Source organism: Ramlibacter monticola, from assembly GCF_016722785.1.
GTDB classification, from domain to species: domain Bacteria; phylum Pseudomonadota; class Gammaproteobacteria; order Burkholderiales; family Burkholderiaceae_C; genus Ramlibacter; species Ramlibacter monticola.
The window spans coordinates 376,084-394,915 of sequence record NZ_JAEQNE010000002.1; the positions used below are offsets into that span (position 1 = coordinate 376,084).

Here is an 18,832-nt window from a genome sequence, read left to right on the forward strand (position 1 = left end):
CGCCACCGCAACGGACCAGGAGTCGTCGATGGAGCCTCCGAAGCTCACGCCACGCCAACAGCAGATTCTGGACCTGATCCAGAGCGCGATCGAGCGCACCGGCGCCCCGCCCACCCGCGCCGAGATCGCGGAGGAACTGGGCTTCAAGTCCGCCAACGCGGCCGAGGAGCACCTGCAGGCCCTCGCGCGCAAGGGCGTGATCGACCTCGTGAGCGGCACTTCGCGCGGCATCCGCCTCAAGGGCGAAGCCTTGCGCGCCATCCAGGAGGCGCGGGTCAAGCAGTTCGACCTCCCCCTGCCCACCCTGCTGCAGCTGGCCTTGCCGCTGGTGGGCCGCGTGGCGGCCGGCTCGCCGATCCTGGCGCAGGAACACGTGGACAAGACCTACTACGTGGAAAGCGGCCTGTTCCAGCGCCGCCCCGACTACCTGCTGAAGGTGCGGGGCATGTCCATGCGCGACGCCGGCATCATGGACGGCGACCTGCTCGCCGTGCAGGCCACGCGCGACGCCAAGAACGGCCAGATCGTGGTGGCCCGCCTCGGCGACGACGTGACGGTCAAGCGCTTCCGCCGCAACAAGCACCTGATCGAACTGCACGCCGAGAACCCCGATTACCCGACCATCGTGGTGGAACCGGGCGAGCCCTTCGAGATCGAGGGCGTGGCCGTCGGCCTGATCCGCAACACGATGCTCATGTAGTCACCGGCCGCCGCCGCAGGTGGCAGGCGTATGGCGAGGCGCTCGCCATCACCCTGCGGCAGCAGGCCCCACCCCAATCCTGCCTGTGTCTCTCCAGGAGCTGTCACATGGCAACCGTCTTGATTTCCCTGTCCCGTCTCGCCGCCGCCTTCCGCGGCCTGCTCGGCGCGCTCGCGCCGCGCGCCACCCCGGCCGCTCCGGCGCGCGCGCTGCCGCCCCGCCCGGCCCATGGCGAGGCGCTGAAGCCGCTGCGCGTCGTTCGGGTGCTGGAGCCGAGCGCGCCGCGCAGCACGGCCGGCCGAATGGTGATTTCCGGCCGGCTGGCCGACGTGTGCGCCGAGCTGGATCGCCTGGCGGCACTGGAGGCGCAGGGCTGCTGAGCCCGGCGGGCTCAGCGCGGCGCGCTGCCCGCCAGGTAGTCGGCCTTCCCCAGGTCCACCCCGTTGTGCCGCAGGATGGCGTAGGTCGTGGTCACGTGGAAGAAGAAGTTGGGCAGCGCCCAGGTGGTGAGATAGGCCTGCGCCGTCATGGTGCGAGTCTTGTCGCGGCCCACGGGGAAGGTGATCTCCTTGTCCTCCTTGCCGTCGAGCGCGCTCGCCGGCACCGACTGCAGGTAGTCCAGCGTCTTCTGGATGCGCGCCTTCAGATCGCCGAAGCTCGCCTCGTTGTCCTCGAACTTCGGCGCCTCCACGCCGGAGATGCGCGCCACGCCCAGCTTGGCCGCGTCGCAGGCGATCAGCACCTGGCGTGTGAACGGCAGCATGTCCGGCGCGAGGCGGTACGTGGTCAGCACCGAGGGGTCGAAGCCGCGCGCCTGGGCGCTCGCCTCGCCCTTGTCGAGGATGTGGACCAGGTTGCGAAGCATGTGCTGGAACACCGGGACGCTGGCCGCGTACATCGACATCGTCATGAGCAATCTCCTCTTCGTTGAAGGACGCCATCTTAGGAGCCCCGGAAAGCCCCCTGGGGGAGGTCCGTTCTGGCTGCCGCGGGGCGCCGGCAACACGCGCTGGCAGCGCAGCCATTTCCCCGGCGGCCCGCAAGGCACAATCGAGGGAATGAACATCGTGATCCTCGACGACTACCAGGACGCCGTGCGCAAGTTGCAGTGCGCGTCCAAGCTGGAAGCCTACCCCGCCAAGGTCTTCACCAACACGGTCAAGGGGATCGGCCAGCTGTCCGTGCGCCTGCGCGACGCCGACGTGATCGTTCTGATTCGCGAGCGCACCCACATCACCCGGCAGCTGGTGGAGAAGCTGCCGCGCCTGAAGCTGATTTCCCAGACCGGCCGGGTCGGGGCCCATATCGACGTCGAGGCCTGCACCGAGCGCGGCATCGCGGTCGCCGAGGGGGTCGGCTCCCCGGTGGCTCCGGCGGAACTGACCTGGGCGCTGATCATGACGGCCATGCGCCGGCTTCCGCAGTACATCAGCAGCCTCAAGCACGGGGCCTGGCAGCAGTCCGGCATGAAATCGGCCTCGATGCCGGCCAACTTCGGCATCGGCCAGGTGTTGCGCGGCAAGACCCTGGGCGTCTGGGGCTACGGCAAGATCGGTCAACTGGTGGCCGGCTACGGCAAGGCCTTCGGCATGCGCGTGCAGGTCTGGGGCAGCCCGGACTCGCGCGCCCGGGCCGAAGGCGACGGCCTGGTCGCGGCGCCCAGCCGCGAGGCGCTGTTCACCGAGAGCGACATCGTCACGGTGCACCTGCGCCTGAACGACGAGACCTTCGGCATCGTGCGGCTGGAGGACCTCAACCGCATGAAGCCGACGTCCCTCCTGGTGAACACCTCGCGCGCCGAGCTGATCGAGCCGGAAGCCCTGATCGCCGCGCTGAACCGCGGCCGTCCCGGCATGGCCGCCATCGACGTCTTCGAGAGCGAGCCGATCCTGCAGGGCCACGCCCTGCTGCGGCTGGAGAACTGCATCTGCACGCCGCACATCGGCTACGTGGAGCAGGAAAGCTACGAGCTGTACTTCGGCGCCGCCTTCGACAACGTGGTGAGCTTCATCAAGGGCACGCCCACCAACATCGTCAACCCGGGGGCGCTGCAGGTCCGCCGCTGATGCGGCATGACGCACGACGGAGGACGGACGACCCATGGGCGAACCCGTCATTCGTCGTGAAGCGCAGCGAAGTCATTCGTCATCCGCCGCGCTGAGCGCGCCGGCAGGACGCGAGCCGCTTCCCGCCGTCCTCTGGCCGCTCCTGTTCGGCAATTTCGTGATCGGCACCGGCGTCATGGTCGTGCCCGGCACGCTCGACGAAATCGGCCGCGACCTGGCGGTCTCGATCGCCGCCGCCGGCCAGCTGATTTCCGCCGGGGCGCTGCTGATGTGCGTGAGCGCGCCGCTGCTCGCCAGCGTGGTCGCAGGCTGGGACAGGCGCCTGCTCCTGGCGGGCGCCATGCTCTGGTACGCGCTGCTGCACCTGGCCTGCGCGCTGGCCCCCGGCTTTTCCGCGCTGCTGGCGCTGCGCGTGATCGCGCTGGTGCCCCCCGCCGTCTTCACGCCGCAGGCCGCCGCTTCGCTGGGGCTGCTGGTGCCAGCGCACCTGCGCGGACGCGCCATCACCTTCATCTTCCTCGGCTGGTCGCTGGCCTCGGTGCTGGGCATGCCGCTGGGCGCGCTGGTCGGCGGCACGCTCGGCTGGCGCGCCGCGATGCTGATGGTGGCCGCGCTGGCCGTGGCGAGCGCCGCCTGGGTCTGGCGCGCCCTGCCCTCCGGCGTGAAGCCGCCGGCGCTGTCCTTCGCCGCCTGGCAGGAAACCCTGCGCGCGCGCCCCTTGATGACGGCCGTGGCCGTCACGGTGCTGTCGGCCGCGGGCCAGTTCGTGCTGTTCTCCTACATGGCGCCCTACTTCCGGCGGAAGCTGGCCCTCGTCCCTGGCGAGCTGAGCCTGCTGTTCCTGTGCTTCGGCGCCTTCGGCCTGCTGGGCAACGTGCTGATGGCGCGCCACATCGACCGCATCGGCGCCGGCCGGGCGGTGATGACCGGGCTCGCGCTCATGGCCGCTACCCTGCTGCTGTTTCCACTGGGCAGCTCGCTGTGGCTGGCGATGCTGGTCAACGTCCCGTGGGCGCTCGGCTGCTTCTCGTCCAACTCCGCCCAGCAGGCGCGGCTGGTGGGCATGGCGCCGGCGCTGGCCTCCGCCAGCGTGGCGCTGAATTCGTCCGCGATGTACGCGGGCCAGGCGATCGGCGCGGCCAGCGGGGGCTGGCTGATCGCGCGCGGCGGCATGGACTGGCTGCACTGGGCCGGGCTGGCCGGCCTGTTGGCGGCCATGGCGGCCAGCGCCTTGGCCAGCCGCTTCGCCGCGCGCTAGATGCGGCTGTGCCGCGCGTCGAGCGGCGGCGTGATCGACGGCTCGTCGATGTCGAAATCCAGCGGCTGCAGTTCGCTCGCCACCGGCCGGGCCTTCGGCAACTCGTCGAGGTCGATATCCACGCCCAGGCGCACCGAAGACGGCGGCACCATCAGCAGCTCGAGGTCGACGTCGGGCCGCTCCCGCGCCACGAGCTCGAGCGGGCGCACCGAGGTGTCATGGACCGTGGTCTCGGGCACCTCCTCCGCCGGGGCCGGCTGCGACACCTCCTGCGCGATGTGGTACAGCAGCACCAGCTCGCGGTAGGCCTCCAGGCTGAAGGACTCCGCGCCGGGCAGCCCCGGCCGGCGGAAGATCGACTCCTCGATCACCCCCAGCACCTCCGGAGCGGGCCAGAGGGCGAGGATGCGGCCCAGCGCGCGCCCGTAGTCCTCCAGCGAGGCGCCGCGCTGCTCGAAATGCTCGAAGTCGGGCGCCTGGGCCGTGAAGCGCTCGCGGAACTCGTTGCGCAGCCGCTCGTAGTCGGCCCGGCGGCCCAGCGAGTGGTACAGCTCCAGCAGGTCCAGCCAGGCCAGCGCGCTGGTCTCCACGTCGTCGTGGACGTGCGCCTCCAGTAGCGCGATCGCCTGTTCGTCCTCGCCGATGGACAGGAAGAAGTCGGCCTTGTCGTGGACGTCGATCAGTTCCTGCACGCCCACCATGCGCGTGAGGCCGCCGCGGCTGGCCAGGAACTCCTCGCGCGCGGGAAAGGGGAAGACGGCCGCGGAGGCACGCGGCGCGGTCGCGGCCGTCAGGGCGTCGTCCAGGCCTGCGGGAACCGGCGTCAGCCGTTGCGGGGCGGGCGTCGCCTGCGTGGCGAGGCCGCTCGCCGCGGACCCGCGGTGGGCATCGCCGTGCACCTCGAACCAGCGGCCGACCTGCCGCAGGCGGTGCTCCCCGTACCAGCGCCAGCCCAGCCACCCGAACAGCGCGAGCAGGATCGCCGACAAGCCGGCGACGATCGCGCCGGCCATCCCGCGCTCGGCGCGGACCCTTTCCACTTCGGCGCGCATCTGCACCATGGCGGCGGCGTTCTGCTGCGTCGCGTCGCGCAGCGATTTCAATTCGCGCTGCACCGACTGCAGGCGCTGCGCATCCTGCAGCGACGCGTCCGGATCCTTCTGCAGCGCCTGCCAGAGTGCCGCGGCGGCCGCGCGCCGCTGCGGATCCGCGGCGACCTGGCTGCGCAGTTCCGTGGACAGGCGCAGCACCGGATCGGTCTCGATCGCCAGGTCCAGCGGTTCCAGCCTCAATCGCGGCCGGCCCTGGGTGGGCTCCGGCAGGCGGGACCGGACGACCGACGCCGGCGCGGCGGGGCGCCCCGCCTCCGGCCGCGCGGCGCGCAGGCCGCGTTCGGCGTGCAGCGTCGCCACGCCGGCCTCGCCGGAACGCGGCGCGCGCGCAACTGACACCCCAGCGGCCGGGACGGCGGGCACCGGACGGGTCGCCATCGGGGGCTGCGCCGGCACGGAGGGCAGGCGCGGCGGCGCCGCCGTTTCGTTCTGCGGCGGCGGCTCCGACAGGAGCACGAAGCGCCGCGTGGTGCCCTGGCCGCAGCCGACGTGCAGGTAGACCGTCACCATGGGCTCGTCGACCGGCGCCGGCGAGACCACCCGCAGCACGCCCTGTCCGCCCGTGCCCGGTTCCCAGCGCGCGGTGGGTGCGCGTCGCACCCGTTCCTCGCCGTAGAACACTTCGGCGCTGACGCAGGGTTCATCCCCGGCCGGCCCGTCGAGCGTGACGGGGACCGTGAGTTCGAGGGGCCTCCCAACGAGGACGGCGCCCTGGGCGCGGCCCACGGCCAGCGCGCTCGCGTCCAGCGAGACCAGGCAACCGCACGCCGCGAGCGGCAGGACGCGGCGGGTAACTTTATGCAACATCAAGAAGCAGATTTTAGGCATTAACGCCACCCGGTCCCCGAAAGTTTCGCGGCGGAGCCTCTGGTGCGCCCGCCGATAATGACCGGATGGAGACTCGTTACAACACGATAGGTATCGCCGGCGCCGGCGCCATGGGGCGCGGCATCGCGCAGATCGCCGCGCAGGCGGGCAGCACGGTGCGGCTCTACGACACCCAGCCGGAGGCCGTGCAGCGCGCCTTGCAGGAGCTCGGCGCCCAGTGGGACCGGCTGCAGGAAAAGGGCCGCATGGACGCCGCCGCCGTGCAGGCCGCCAAGGCGCGCCTGAAGGGAGCGGCCAGCCTGCAGGAGCTGGCCGACTGCGATCTGGTGGTCGAGGCCGTGATCGAACGGCTGGACGTCAAGAAGTCCCTGTTCGCCGAGCTCGAACGCATCGTCGGCCCCGACGCGGTCCTGGCCACCAACACGTCCTCCCTCTCCGTCACGGCGATCGCCAACGGTCTGCAGCGGCCGCAGCGCGTCGCCGGCTACCACTTCTTCAACCCGGTGCCGCTGATGAAGGTGGTGGAAGTGATCGCCGGACTGAAGACCGATCCCGCGGTCTGCGAGGGCCTCGCCGCCTACGCGAAGCAGATGGGTCATACGCCGGTGCAGGCGCAGGACACGCCCGGCTTCATCGTCAACCACGCCGGTCGCGGCTACGGCACCGAGGCCCTGCGCATCGCCAGCGAAGGCGTGGCCGATTTCGCCACCGTCGACCGCATCCTGCGCGACCAGGTCGGCTTCAGGCTCGGCCCCTTCGAGCTGATGGACCTGACCGGCCTCGACGTCTCGCATCCGGTGATGGAGTCGATCTACCAGCAGTACTACGACGAGCCGCGCTACCGCCCGAGCGCCATCGCGGCGCAGCGCGTGGCCGGCGGCGTGCTGGGTCGCAAGACCTCCGAGGGTTTCTACCGCTACGTCGAGGGCAAGCAGCAGGTGGCCGCCGAGCCGCCCGCGCCCACCGTAGACGAGATCCCGCCGGTGTGGGTCTCCACGCGCGCCGCCCGCCGTCCCGAGCTGCTCCAGCTGCTGAAGGACCTGGGCGCGAAGGTCGAGACCGGGCAGTCGCCCTCCATGAACGCCCTCACGCTGGTCGCGCCGCTCGGCTTCGACGTGACCACCGTGGCGGTGGTGGAACGGCTCGATCCCGCCCGCACCGTCGGCATCGACCTGCTGATCGAGGATGCGGCCACCAGGCGCCGGGTGCTGGCCACCAACCCCGCCACCCGCGCCGACATGCGCGACGCCGCCCATGCCCTGTTCGCGCGCGACGGCAAGCCGGTCAGCGTGATCCGCGACTCGGGCGGCTTCGTCACCCAGCGCGTGGTCGCCACCATCGTCAACATCGCCGCGGACATCTGCCAGCAGCGCGTCTGCTCGCCGCGCGACCTCGAGACCGCCGTGACCCTGGGCCTGGGCTATCCGCTCGGCCCGCTGGCCATGGGCGACCGCTGGGGTCCGACCAACATCCTGGAAGTGCTGTTCAACCTGCAGACGGTCTACGGCGACCCGCGCTACCGCCCCAGCCCCTGGCTGCGCCGGCGCGGCGCCATCGGGCTGTCGCTGCTGCAAGAGGAGGCCTGAGCCATGACGGCCGAACTCAAGAGCGCGAGCCAGGGCCGCACCATGGTCCTGACCATCAGCAACCCCGAGCTGCGCAACGCGCTCGGGCCGGAGATCTACGCCGCCGGCGTCGAGGCGCTCAACGCCGCCGACAGCAACCCCGAGGTGCGCAGCGTCGTCATCACCGGCGAAGGCAGCAACTTCTGCGCCGGCGGCAACCTGCAGCGCCTGCTGTCCAACCGCGACAAGGCCCCCGAGGTGCAGGCGCAATCCATCGACGGCCTGCACGGCTGGATCGACGCGATCCGCACCTTCCCCAAGCCCGTCATCGCCGCCGTGGAAGGCGCCGCGGCCGGCGCCGGCTTCTCGCTGGCGCTGGCCTGCGACCTCATCGTCGCGGCCGAGAACGCGGTGTTCGTCATGGCGTACAGCAGCGTCGGCCTGTCGCCGGACGGCGGCGGCACCTGGAGCCTTGGGCAGGCCCTGCCGCGCCAGCTCGCGAGCGAGCTGCTGATGTGCGGCGAGCGCATCGTGCCGGCGCGGCTGCAGCAGCTGGGGGTCGTCAACCGGGTGGCGCCGCCCGGCACGGCGCTGGCCGAAGCGCTGGCGCTGGCCGAACGGCTCAACGAGCGGGCCCCCAACACGCTCGGGAGCATCAAGGAACTGCTCAACGACGCGGCCGGCGCCTCCATGGCGCGCCAGCTCGCCGCCGAGCGCGACCATTTCGTGCGCAACCTGCACCACGCCAACGGCGGGATCGGCATCCGTGCCTTCCTCGCCAAACAGAAGCCGGAGTACCAGTGAGCACCGTCCCGAACGCGACAGAACCGGGCCGGCAGTCGCTCACAAGACAGACCATGGACGATCCGATTCTTACCATCGACGAACGCGCGGCCATCAACAATGGCCGCTGGTTCTCCAGCCTCTCCCCCTCCCTGCGCCACGACATCCTCCGATGCGCCTTCGTCAAACGCTACAAGGACGGCGAACTGATCTGCGCCCGCGGCGACCCGGCCGAGTTCTGGACCGCGGTGGCGCGCGGCGCCGTGCGCGTGAGTTCCACCTCCATCACGGGCAGGCAGGTCACGCTCACCTACGTGGAGCCGGGGATCTGGTTCGGTGACGTCGCGATCTTCGATGGCGAGCGGCGCACCCACGACGCCTGGGCGCACGGGGACACCACGATGCTGCTGGTGTCGCGCGCGGACCTGCAGAAGATCCTGTCGCTGCACGTGGAGCTGTACGAGGCGCTGCTCAAGCTGCACTCGCGCCGCATCCGCCAGCTGTTCGGGCTGGTGGAGGACCTCAACACCCTGCCCCTGCGCGCGCGTCTCGCCAAGCAGCTGGTGCACCTGGTGCGCAGCTACGGCGTGCCTTCGCTCGCCGACGGCCACGAGGTGCGCATCGGCCTGCAGCTCGCGCAGGAGGAACTGGCGCAGCTGCTGGGGGCCTCGCGCCAGCGGGTCAACCAGGAGCTCAAGCAGATGGAGCGCGAGGACGTCATCCGCATCGAGCCGGGCGGGCTGGTGGTGCGCAACCGCGACAGCCTCATGCGCATCGTCGAGGCCGACAATGAGAGGTAGCCGGCGCGCGCCGCACGGCCGCCCGAAGGCGCGCGCCCCCTCCGCTTGCGGAGGGGGGAGGCGCAGGCCGCATGGCGGACAAGCCTGGGGGAGGATCACAAAATGACCGACAACAGCTTCGACCATTTCGTCGGCACCCGGGCCGTGTCCGGGCAGCACGCCTTCGACACCGGCGCGCTCACCGCCTGGCTGGAAAAGAACCTCGAAGGCTTCCGCGGCCCGCTCACGGTGGAGATGTTCAAGGGCGGCCAGTCCAACCCCACCTACCGGCTGGTGACGCCGCAATGCAGCTACGTGATGCGGGCCAAGCCCGGCCCGGTGGCGAAGCTGCTGCCCTCGGCGCATGCGGTGGAGCGCGAGTTCGCGGTGATGCGCGGGCTCGCGGGCACCGACGTGCCGGTGCCGCGCATGCACGTGCTGTGCGAGGACGAGTCCGTGATCGGACGCGCCTTCTACGTCATGGAGTTCATGCAGGGCCGCGTGCTGTGGGACCAGGGCCTGCCCGACATGACGCCTGCGCAGCGCGGCGAGATCTACGACGAGATGAACCGCGTGATCGCGGCGCTGCACACGGTGAAGTTCGCCGAGCGCGGGCTGGCGAATTACGGCAAGCCGGGCAACTACTTCGAGCGCCAGATCGGCCGCTGGAGCAAGCAGTACAAGGCCTCGACCGACGGCGCCGGCCCCATGAGCCAGCCCATCCCCGAGATGGAGAAGCTGCTCGACTGGCTGCCGGCGCACGTTCCGGCGGCGGCGCGCGACGAGTCCAAGGTGTCCATCGTGCACGGCGACTTCCGGCTGGACAACCTGATGTTCCATCCGACCGAGCCGCGCATCATCGCGGTGCTGGACTGGGAACTCTCGACGCTGGGCCACCCCTTCGCCGACTTCAGCTACCACTGCATGTCCTGGCACATCCCGCACGGCGCCTTCCGCGGCATCGCCGACCTCGACCTGCAGTCGCTGGGCATCCCGGCCGAGGACGACTACATCCGCCGCTACTGCGACCGCACCGGCCTGGTCACCGTGGCCGACCTGAAGGCGGACTGGAACTTCTACCTGGCCTACAACCTGTTCCGCATCGCGGCGATCCTGCAGGGCATCGCCAAGCGCTTCGAGGCCGGCACCGCCTCCAGCCCGCAGGCCGCCGACGCCGGCAGCCGGGCGCGGCCGATGGCGGAACTGGCCTGGCGCTTCGCCCAGCGCGCCTGATCCCTTACCCACCTCCGAGGAGACACAGCATGGACTTCGAATACTCCGCCAAGACCCGAGAACTCCAGGCGCGCCTGCAGAAGTTCATGGACGACCATGTGTATCCCAACGAGGGCACGTACAAGAAGCAGTTGCAGGCCAACACCGAGGCCGGCAAGCGGTGGTCGCCGATCCCGATCATCGAGGAGCTCAAGCTCAAGGCGCGCCCCGCCGGCCTGTGGAACCTGTTCCTGCCGGTCGACAGCGCCAGGCACTCCGGCTACGAGGGCGCCGGCCTCACCAACCAGGAATACGCGCCGCTGGCCGAGATCATGGGCCGGGTGCCATGGTCCTCCGAGGTGTTCAATTGCTCGGCGCCCGACACCGGCAACATGGAGACGCTGGCGCGCTACGGCTCCGAGGAGATCAAGGCGAAGTGGCTCAAGCCGCTGCTGGAAGGCGAGATCCGTTCCGCCTTCGCGATGACCGAGCCGGAAGTCGCCTCCTCCGACGCGACCAACATCCAGACCCGCATCGAGCGCGACGGCGACCACTACGTGGTCAACGGCCACAAGTGGTGGATCTCGGGCGCGCCCGACCCGCGCTGCAAGGTCTACATCACCATGGGCAAGACCGACCCGGACGCGCCCCGGCATTCGCAGCAGAGCATGATCGTGATCCCGGCGGACGCGCCCGGCATCCGCATCGTGCGCCCGCTGGACGTGTTCGGCTACGACGACGCGCCGCACGGCCACGCCGAGATGTACTTCGAGAACGTGCGGGTGCCGGCCGGCAACATCCTGCTCGGCGAGGGCCGCGGCTTCGAGATCGCGCAGGGCCGCCTCGGCCCGGGCCGCATCCACCACTGCATGCGCCTGATCGGGCTGGCCGAGCGCGCGCTGGAGCTGATGTGCAAGCGTTCGCTGGAGCGCGTGGCCTTCGGCAAGCCGGTGGCGCAGCAGACCGTGACGCAGGAGCGCATCGCCGAGGCCCGCTGCAAGATCGACATGGCGCGCCTGCTGACGCTGAAGGCCGCGTGGATGATGGACATCGCCGGCAACAAGGTCGCCCGGACCGAGATCGCGATGATCAAGGTGGTGGCGCCCAACATGGCCTGCCAGGTGATCGACTGGGCCATCCAGGCCCACGGCGGCGGCGGCGTCTCCGGCGCCTTCCCGCTGGCGCAGGCCTATGCGCACGCCCGCACGCTGCGCTTCGCCGACGGCCCGGACGAAGTGCACCGCAACGCGATCGCCAAGTGGGAGCTGGGCAAGTACGGCAGCTTCGGCAAGAGCGCCCCTGCGCCCGTCACGCGCGGGGCGTGATCCCCCTGCTCCCTCCCCCGCCCGGGGGAGGGCCGGGTGGGGGCACTCAGCGCTTGAACGCCCCCAGCGCGCTCTCGCACGCCGCCGTGAACACCCGCGTCGCATGATCCAGCGTGGACGTCACCGGGGGCAGGTACTGCATGCGCAGGTAGCACTTGCCGCGCAGCAGCACGATCAGGAAGGGCACCTGCGGCCCCGGCGCCGGCGCAGGCCAGCCGAGGAGCAGGTCGATCAGCGAATCCTCCACCCAGGCCAGCGCGTGTTCGCGCTTGTCCGCCAGCACGGCGTAGCGCTCCCAGAACGCCTGCGGCGCGCCCTCCCAGCCGATCTCGTCGTAGATGGCGAGCCAGCGCATCTCCTCGGGCAGGCGCGGGTCGGCGGTGGTCTGCAGGGTGTCGGTGATCATGCTGTAGGCGCGGCGTTCCAGCGCATCCTTCAGCGGCCGGTTGATGATCAGCGCGCCGACCTCGCCGAACACCCCCAGGTCGGCGCGGGCGCGCAGTTCCTCGCCCGGGATGTAGTCGCGGTTGGGCTTGCCCAGTTCCATGCGCCAGGGATGGCCGCCCACCTCGCCCTGCATCGACATGGTGTGGCCCAGCGGCGCGGTGGAAAAGCTCATGCCGCGCGAGGCCGCCCATTCCGACACGGGGCCGTGCGACGAGTGCGAGGACGCGTCTTCGCCGTCGCGCTCCTTCGGCTCGCGCTGGAAGGCCTTCCGGATGCGTTCGAACATGCGAATGCCGTATGCCCTAGAGTTCTCCGGTCCCCAGTCTATTTGAAACAGGAGGTTTCTGCGTGTCGACGATAGCGGTTTATTCCTGGCCCACGCCCAACGGGCACAAGGTCCACATCATGCTCGAGGAATGTGGCCTTCCCTACGAGGCGATCCCGGTGAACATCGGCGCCGGCGAGCAGTTCAAGCCCGACTTCCTGAAGATCAGCCCGAACAACAAGATCCCCGCGATCGTCGATCCCGACGGGCCGGACGGCGAGCCGGTCTCGCTGTTCGAGTCGGGCGCGATCCTGGTCTACCTGGCCGCCAAGACCGGCCGCTTCCTGCCCGCGGGCGACCGCGCGAAGTACGAAGTGCTGCAGTGGCTGATGTTCCAGATGGGGGGCGTCGGCCCCATGCTGGGACAGGCGCACCACTTCCGCATCTACGCCCCCGAGAAGCTGCCCTACGCCATCGACCGCTACACCAACGAGGCCAGGCGGCTCTATGGGGTGATCGACAAGCGCCTCGCGCAAAGCCATTGGCTGGGCGGGGACGAGTATTCGATCGCCGACATCGCCACCTTCCCCTGGCTGCGCAGCTGGCAGAACCAGGGCATCGTGCTGGAGGAGTATCCGCGCCTGGAGCGCTGGTTCTACGCGATCGCCGAGCGGCCCGCGGTGCAGCGCGGCGTGAAGGTGCTGGCGGAACTGCGCAAGCCGATCACGGAAGACCCGAAGGCGCGGGAGATCCTGTTCGGCGCCACGCAGTACCAGCGGCGCTGATCACGCGGAGCGCAGGCGCAGCAGGCTGAAGGCAGCCGAGGCGGCGGCGAGCGCCGAGGCCAGCGCGAAAGCGATGGCCGGCCCGCCGCCCTGCACCCCCACCACGCTGAAGACGAGGGCCAGCAGCACCGCGCCCAGCGACTGGCCCGTGAGCCGTGCCGTGCCCAGCATGCCGCTGGCCGCCCCGGCGCGCTGCAAGGGGGCGCTGGTCACGATGGTGTGGTTGTTGGGCGACTGGAACAAGCCGAAGCCGGCTCCGCACAGCATCAGCGGCACGGCCATCTGCCAGGGGACGGGCTGCGCCGGCAGCAGGGCGAGCCACAGCAGGCCCAGCGACAGTGCACCCTGCCCGATGCCCCCCAGCACGCCCGCCGGATGGCGGCCCACCAGCCGGCCCGCGATGGGCGCCATCACCACCACCGCCGCCGGCCAGGCGGTGATCAGCAGGCCGGCGCCCAGGTGGCTGCGGCCCTGCCCCTGCAGCAGCAGGAAGGGCAAGGCCACGAAGGCGAGCGTCTGGGCCGCGAAGGCCGTCACCGAGGTGCACATCGAGAGCGCGAACACCGGGATGCGCAGCAGGTCCACCGGGAACAGCGGCGCCGGCCGCCGAAGTTGCCCGCGCACGTAGATCCACGCCACCGCCACGCCCAGCGCGATCAGGCCCAGGCCGGTCGCCAGCATGCGCGCATCGGGCACGCCGCCCCGCCGCGCACCCAGGGCGTCCACTCCCAGGAACACCAGCGAGAACATCGCGATGTTCATCGCGACCTCGGCAACCCGCAGGGGCTGGCCCCCGCTGCGCGCCGGGTTGAACGGCAGCGCACGCCGGCCGACCGCCAGCAGCGCGAGCCCGAGCGGCACCTGGATCACGAACAGCCAGGGCCAGGACGCCACCGACAGCACCAGCGCCGCGATACTGGGCCCGGCGACCGAGGAGGTCGCCACCACCAAGGAATTGAGCGCCAGGCCGCGCCCCAGCACCGAGGAGGGATACGTGAGGCGCACCAGCGCCGCGTTCACGGCCATCATGCCGGCGGCGCCGAAGCCCTGCACCGCCCGCGCCAGCGCCAGCAGCGGCAGCGAGGGCGCGAGCACGCAGGCGAGCGAGGCCGTGGTGAACACGGCCAGCCCCACCAGGTAGACCTTGCGGTAACCCAGGCGCTCGCCCAGCTTGGCGCAGGGCAGCAGCAGGCCCAGCGTGGCGAGCTGGTAGGCGTTGACCACCCACACGGCGGCCGCGGGCGAGGCGCCGAAATGCCGGGCGATGTCCGGCAGCGCCAGGTTGACCAGGGTGGCGTCGAGCACCGACAGCGCGATGCCCAGGAGGATCGCGGCCATCGCCCAGTAGCGCGCGGGAACGGGCAGGCCGTCGGGGAGCACGGGGGTCCCCTCTTCGTACTTCTTCTGCACCGGGCGGAGTCTATCGGTATGCACGCAAACCTTTTGTCCCGGGGACTTTCCGGCGCGGGGGGTCGCGCGCTGGCGCGGCTCACCGCCAGCCTACAATCGGCTCTTTGTCCCTGCTCCGGCACGCGCCGGACGCCTCGCCGCACTTCCGATGTTCAAGAACGCCTGCTTCTTCCGCGTCGCGGAGGACTTCGTCCTGCCCGACCTCGCCGCGCTCGAGCGCGTGCTGCACAAGACCCCCTTCGTCCCCTGCGGTCCCACCCAGCCCGAGTCGTCCGGCTGGGTCGCGCCGCGCGGCAACAAGAGCAAGCTGTTCGCCGAGACCATCGCCGGCCACCTGATCCTGAAGCAATGCACCGAGAAGCGCGCGGTGCCCGCCTCCGCGGTGAAGGCCGCGGTGGAGGAGAAGGTCGAGCGCTACAAGGCCGAGACCGGCAACGAGCGCGTGCCGTCCAAGCTGAAGAAGGAGTTCAAGGAGGAGGTCCTGCTGGACCTGCTGCCGCGCGCCTTCAGCAAGCGCAGCACCACCCTGCTGTGGCTGGACCCGCGCGCGAAGCTGCTGGTGGTGGACGCCAGCAGCCTGGCCGCGGCCGACCGCATCGTATCCTCCCTCCTGGCGGCCCTGCTGGAGGTGCCCGGGGCGGGCCCGGCGCTGGACCTGCAGTTGATCCAGACGCAGACCTCCCCGGCCGCGTCGATGTCGCACTGGCTGTCCACGCGCGAGGCGCCCTGGCGCTTCACCGTCGACCGCGACTGCGAGCTCAAGGCCCCGGACGAACAGAAGTCCACCGTGCGCTATTCGCGCCACACGCTGGAAATCGACGAGGTGGCCCAGCACATCGCCGCGGGCAAGATGCCCACGCAACTCGCGATGACGTGGAACGACCGCGTGTCCTTCGTGCTCGGCGAGGCCGGCCAGATCCGCAGGCTCAAGATGCTGGACGTGGTGGTCAAGGAAGCCGAGGGCACCAAGGGCAAGGACGACGAAGGCTTCGACACCAACGCGGCGATCCTCACGGGCGAGCTCTCGGAACTGATCCCGGACCTGCTGGAGGCGCTGGGCGGAGAACTGTCGCCGGGCATGGCGCCTGCTGCCGAAGAGGCGCTCGCCGCCTGAGGCCCCGGGCGCAAACCCTCGCTTCGGTTCCGGTGCGCACCCTCCTGTGGCAGCATGCCCGCATGGAGGTGCCGCCATGCAGGCCGAAGCGCAACTCGCAAAGAGCGCCATCCTCGAGGTCGCGCTGCAACTCGCGGAGAAGAGCAGCTGGGACCGCATCCACCTGTTCGACGTCGCGCGGGAGATGGGCGTCGGCCTGGCCGACATCCATCGCCACTTCCGCAACAAGGACGCGCTGGCCGAGGCCTGGTTCGACCTGGCGGATGCGGCCCTGCTGCGGCTGGCGCAGACGCCCGGCTGGCAGCAGGTGCCGCAGAAGCAGCGACTGCAGTTCGCCTATTCCGCCTGGCTCGACGCGCTGGCGGGCCACCGCCGGCTCACGCGCGAAATGATCGGCTACCGCCTGCAGCCCGAGCACGTGCACCTGCAGGTGCGCGGCGTGCTGCGCATCAGCGACACGGTGCAGTGGATCCGCGAGGTCGCCATGCTTCCCGCCGCGGGCTGGCGGCGGGAAGGGGCCGAGACGGTGCTGACCACCATCTTCCTGGCGGTGTTCGCCCGCTGGCTGGTCGACGAATCGCCGGGGACGCGCAAGACGCAGGTGCTGCTGGGGCGGCTGCTGGTCGCGGCGGATCTGGGCGCGCGGCTGGTCGCGGGCCTTTCGCTTCGCTCCCCCGCCAGCCTGCGGGCGTTCAATTGACGCCGAGGTAGGCCTGGCGGATGTAGTCGTCCGAGCCCAGTTCCGCGCTGCTGCCGCTGCGTCCCACCTGGCCGTGCTCCAGCACGTAGACGCGGTCGGCCACGCGCAGGGCCGATTGGGCGTCCTGCTCCGCCATCAGGATGGCGGTGCCGTTCGCCTGGATGCGCTTGATGGCGTCGAAGATCTCCACCTTGAGCCGGTGCGCGATCCCCACCGAGGGCTCGTCGAGCAGCAGCAGCGCCGGCCGGCCCATCAGCGCCCGGCCGATCGCCACCATCTGCTGCTGTCCGCCGGACAGCGTGCCCACCACCTGCGCGCCGCGCTCCTTCAGCACGGGGAAGAGGCGATGGACCTGGTCCAGGTCCGCCTCCACCGCCGCGCGGTCGCTGCGCAGCCAGGCGCCCAGCATCAGGTTCTTGATCACCGTGAGTTCGGGGAACAGGCGCCGTCCTTCCGGGCAATGGCAGATGCCCTTGCCCACCACCGCGTGCGCCGGCAGCGGCTGCAGCGATTCGCCGCGGAAGCGCAGCGTGCCCGAGGACGGCTGCGCGCGCGAGATCGCCTTCAGCAGCGTGCTCTTGCCGGCCCCGTTGGGGCCCAGCACGGCGACGAACTCGCCGGCGCGCACTTCCAGCGACACGTTCTCCAGCGCCACCGCCTTGCCGTAGGCCACGGACAGCTCGCGCACCTCAAGGAGCATGGGCGCCCTCCGCGACCCCGGCCTCGCGGCCGATGTAGGCCTCGATCACCGCGGGATGGCGCACGATCTCCTCCGGCGGCCCCTCGGCGATGACGGCCCCGAAATCGAGCGCGATCACGCGCTGCACGAGGCTCATGAACTCCCGCAGCTTGTGCTCGATCAGCACCACGGTGAGCCCCTCCCGGGCGTGGACCTGCCGCAGCAGCGCGGACAGGTCCGCCATCTCGCCGCTGCCCAGGCCGGCGAACGGCTCGTCCAGCAGCAGCAGCCGCGGGCGGGCGGCCAGCGCCCGCGCGATCTCGAGCCGGCGCTGGTCGCCGTAGGAGAGCACGTCGACGCTCACCTGCTCGCGGCCCGCGAGTCCGACGCGCGCCAGCAGTTCGCGCCCGCGCGCCTCCAGGTCGGCGCCGCGCCCGCGTTGCGACCCCAACGCACCCACGACCACATTCTCCAGCACGGTCAGCCCGGCGAAGGGCCGGCACAGCTGGAAGGTGCGCGAGATGCCCCGGGCCGCGATCCGGTGCGGCGCCAGCCCCACGAGGCTCTGGCCGTCGAACACGATGCGGGCGCCGGGGTCCGGCGCGATGAAGCCGGTCAGCAGGTTGTAGAGCGTCGTCTTGCCAGCGCCGTTGGGGCCGAGGATGCCGACGATCTCGCCCTGCTGCACCGTGCAGGCGAAGTCGCGCAGCGCGTGCAGGCCGCCGAAGCGCTTGTTCAAACCCGCGACTTCCAGCAGTGCGCTCATGCCTGCTGCTCCATCACGTCCGGCGCGACCTCCACCCGCGGCGCCTCGCCGCGCCGGCGGAACAGCCCGCGCAGGCGCTGCCACAGCGGCGCCACCAGCCCGTTGGGCAGGTAGAACAGGATCAGGATCAGCGTGCAGCTGTAGACCATCAGCCGCCATTCGCCGAAGCGCCGCAGCAGCTCGGTCATCAGCACCAGCAGCACGGCGCCGCCGACCGGCCCGTAGATCGTGCCCATGCCGCCCACGTAGACCATGGTGATGATGGTGATGGAGGTGACCACCGCGAACAGCTGCGGGCTCACCTGCAGCTGGTAGTGCGCGTACATGGCCCCGGCGGCGCCGGCACAGGCGGCGCTGATCACCAGCGAGGCGATCTTGTAGAAGGTGACGTTGATGCCGGCGGCCTGGCAGGTCGCCTCGTCGCCCCGGATCGCGCGCAGGATCAGCCCCCAGTGCGAGCGCGCCAGCGCCAGCAGCAGCGCCGTCATCGCCACCAGCGTGCCCAGCACGAGATAGTAGAACCCCAGCTGCGAGCGGATCAGCGGCGTCAGGCCGTTGATGCCCTCCTCGCCCCCGGTGTGCTCCCAGAAGATCAGCATCAGGCGCTGCATGATCACGGCCCCGGAGAGCATCGCGAGCGCGAAGTAAGGGCCCTTCAGGCGCAGCGTCGGCACGCCGATCAGCAGCGCGAACAGCACCGCCATGACCATCGCGGCGGGCAGGCTCCACCAGGGATTGGCGCCGAAGCTGGTGTTGAGGAAGCCCGCCGTGTAGGCGCCCACGCCGATGAACAGGCTGTGGCCGAAGTTCTCCCGCCCGGTGAGCCCGGACATGAAGTCCCAGCTCACCGCCCACATCCCGTAGATCGCGCTGACCGTGAGCACCCCGATCAGGTAGTTGCTGGGAAAGACCAGCGGCAGGATCGCCATGGCGGCGACGAAGGCGGCCGCGGCGGCGAGGTCGAGTCGGCTGCGCAGCACGGCCTCAAGCCTCCGACGAGCCGCCTCTAGGAGGCTTGCGCCCCCTCGGGGGGCAGCG

19 protein-coding genes are annotated in these 18,832 nt (G+C 70.8%); 12 read left to right on the forward strand and 7 right to left on the reverse strand.

Annotated elements, in window-relative coordinates; genetic code table 11:
• The first annotated feature begins 28 nt into the window (after window positions 1-28).
• Window positions 29-700, forward strand: coding sequence for a transcriptional repressor LexA (gene lexA, locus JJ685_RS09705; RefSeq protein WP_201674722.1), 672 nt, complete (start codon window positions 29-31; stop codon window positions 698-700).
• A gap of 107 nt (window positions 701-807) precedes the next feature.
• Window positions 808-1,080 carry a hypothetical protein gene (locus tag JJ685_RS09710; protein ID WP_201674047.1) on the forward strand — a complete coding sequence of 91 codons (273 nt, stop codon included), beginning with the start codon at window positions 808-810 and terminating at the stop codon, window positions 1,078-1,080.
• Between the two features lie 11 nt (window positions 1,081-1,091).
• On the opposite strand, the gene JJ685_RS09715 is transcribed toward JJ685_RS09710, so the two are convergent.
• The gene (locus JJ685_RS09715) at window positions 1,092-1,610 is read right to left on the reverse strand and encodes a DUF1993 domain-containing protein (protein WP_201674048.1); all 519 of its coding nucleotides are present in this window, start codon (window positions 1,608-1,610) and stop codon (window positions 1,092-1,094) included.
• 148 nt (window positions 1,611-1,758) lie between these two features.
• Here JJ685_RS09715 and JJ685_RS09720 point away from each other — a divergent pair, with 148 nt between their 5' ends.
• Complete coding sequence (locus JJ685_RS09720; RefSeq protein ID WP_201674049.1) at window positions 1,759-2,766, forward strand: D-2-hydroxyacid dehydrogenase family protein; 1,008 nt, start codon at window positions 1,759-1,761, stop codon at window positions 2,764-2,766.
• A 34-nt stretch (window positions 2,767-2,800) separates the two neighbouring features.
• Window positions 2,801-4,024: an MFS transporter gene (locus tag JJ685_RS09725; protein ID WP_201674050.1), complete on the forward strand. Its 1,224-nt coding sequence runs from the start codon at window positions 2,801-2,803 to the stop codon at window positions 4,022-4,024.
• Here the strand turns inward: JJ685_RS09725 and JJ685_RS09730 are convergent.
• Entirely contained in the window at window positions 4,021-5,943 is a 1,923-nt protein-coding gene (locus JJ685_RS09730; RefSeq protein ID WP_201674051.1) for a type IV pilus assembly protein FimV, read from the reverse strand. The genes JJ685_RS09725 and JJ685_RS09730 overlap by 4 nt on opposite strands.
• Before the next feature lie 86 nt (window positions 5,944-6,029).
• Here JJ685_RS09730 and JJ685_RS09735 point away from each other — a divergent pair, with 86 nt between their 5' ends.
• From JJ685_RS09735 to JJ685_RS09755, 5 genes are all read left to right on the forward strand, one after another.
• Window positions 6,030-7,550 (forward strand): 3-hydroxyacyl-CoA dehydrogenase, encoded by a 1,521-nt coding sequence (locus tag JJ685_RS09735; RefSeq protein WP_201674052.1) that lies wholly within the window; start codon window positions 6,030-6,032, stop codon window positions 7,548-7,550.
• Window positions 7,551-7,553: 3 nt separating this feature from the next.
• Window positions 7,554-8,333 (forward strand): oxepin-CoA hydrolase, alternative type, encoded by a 780-nt coding sequence (locus JJ685_RS09740; protein ID WP_201674053.1) that lies wholly within the window; start codon window positions 7,554-7,556, stop codon window positions 8,331-8,333.
• A 53-nt stretch (window positions 8,334-8,386) separates the two neighbouring features.
• Entirely contained in the window at window positions 8,387-9,112 is a 726-nt protein-coding gene (locus tag JJ685_RS09745; protein WP_201674054.1) for a Crp/Fnr family transcriptional regulator, read from the forward strand.
• A 102-nt stretch (window positions 9,113-9,214) separates the two neighbouring features.
• Window positions 9,215-10,324 (forward strand): phosphotransferase, encoded by a 1,110-nt coding sequence (locus JJ685_RS09750; RefSeq protein WP_201674055.1) that lies wholly within the window; start codon window positions 9,215-9,217, stop codon window positions 10,322-10,324.
• A 29-nt stretch (window positions 10,325-10,353) separates the two neighbouring features.
• Entirely contained in the window at window positions 10,354-11,628 is a 1,275-nt protein-coding gene (locus JJ685_RS09755) for an acyl-CoA dehydrogenase family protein (RefSeq protein ID WP_201674056.1), read from the forward strand.
• 46 nt (window positions 11,629-11,674) lie between these two features.
• Here the strand turns inward: JJ685_RS09755 and JJ685_RS09760 are convergent, their stop codons facing one another.
• Window positions 11,675-12,361 (reverse strand): hypothetical protein, encoded by a 687-nt coding sequence (locus JJ685_RS09760; RefSeq protein ID WP_201674057.1) that lies wholly within the window; start codon window positions 12,359-12,361, stop codon window positions 11,675-11,677.
• A gap of 62 nt (window positions 12,362-12,423) precedes the next feature.
• Between JJ685_RS09760 and JJ685_RS09765 the strand changes: the two genes are divergently transcribed.
• Window positions 12,424-13,125 carry a glutathione binding-like protein gene (locus tag JJ685_RS09765; protein WP_408015463.1) on the forward strand — a complete coding sequence of 234 codons (702 nt, stop codon included), beginning with the start codon at window positions 12,424-12,426 and terminating at the stop codon, window positions 13,123-13,125.
• On the opposite strand, the gene JJ685_RS09770 is transcribed toward JJ685_RS09765, so the two are convergent.
• Window positions 13,126-14,463, reverse strand: a complete 1,338-nt coding sequence (locus JJ685_RS09770; protein ID WP_201674723.1) for an MFS transporter — start codon at window positions 14,461-14,463, stop codon at window positions 13,126-13,128. It lies immediately after the preceding gene.
• 220 nt (window positions 14,464-14,683) lie between these two features.
• Between JJ685_RS09770 and JJ685_RS09775 the strand changes: the two genes are divergently transcribed.
• Both JJ685_RS09775 and JJ685_RS09780 read left to right on the forward strand, forming a co-directional pair.
• Entirely contained in the window at window positions 14,684-15,649 is a 966-nt protein-coding gene (locus JJ685_RS09775) for a recombination-associated protein RdgC (RefSeq protein ID WP_201674058.1), read from the forward strand.
• A 76-nt stretch (window positions 15,650-15,725) separates the two neighbouring features.
• Window positions 15,726-16,349 (forward strand): TetR/AcrR family transcriptional regulator, encoded by a 624-nt coding sequence (locus JJ685_RS09780; protein WP_201674059.1) that lies wholly within the window; start codon window positions 15,726-15,728, stop codon window positions 16,347-16,349.
• Here the strand turns inward: JJ685_RS09780 and JJ685_RS09785 are convergent.
• The 3 genes from JJ685_RS09785 to JJ685_RS09795 are packed head-to-tail and all read right to left on the reverse strand — an operon-like array spanning window position 16,342 to window position 18,774.
• Window positions 16,342-17,049 carry an ABC transporter ATP-binding protein gene (locus JJ685_RS09785; RefSeq protein WP_201674060.1) on the reverse strand — a complete coding sequence of 236 codons (708 nt, stop codon included), beginning with the start codon at window positions 17,047-17,049 and terminating at the stop codon, window positions 16,342-16,344. The genes JJ685_RS09780 and JJ685_RS09785 overlap by 8 nt on opposite strands.
• Window positions 17,039-17,794, reverse strand: a complete 756-nt coding sequence (locus tag JJ685_RS09790) for an ABC transporter ATP-binding protein (RefSeq protein ID WP_201674061.1) — start codon at window positions 17,792-17,794, stop codon at window positions 17,039-17,041. The genes JJ685_RS09785 and JJ685_RS09790 overlap by 11 nt, the downstream gene beginning before the upstream one ends.
• Complete coding sequence (locus tag JJ685_RS09795; RefSeq protein ID WP_330901739.1) at window positions 17,791-18,774, reverse strand: branched-chain amino acid ABC transporter permease; 984 nt, start codon at window positions 18,772-18,774, stop codon at window positions 17,791-17,793. Before JJ685_RS09795 ends, JJ685_RS09790 begins: the two co-directional genes overlap by 4 nt.
• Window positions 18,775-18,832: the final 58 nt, after the last annotated feature.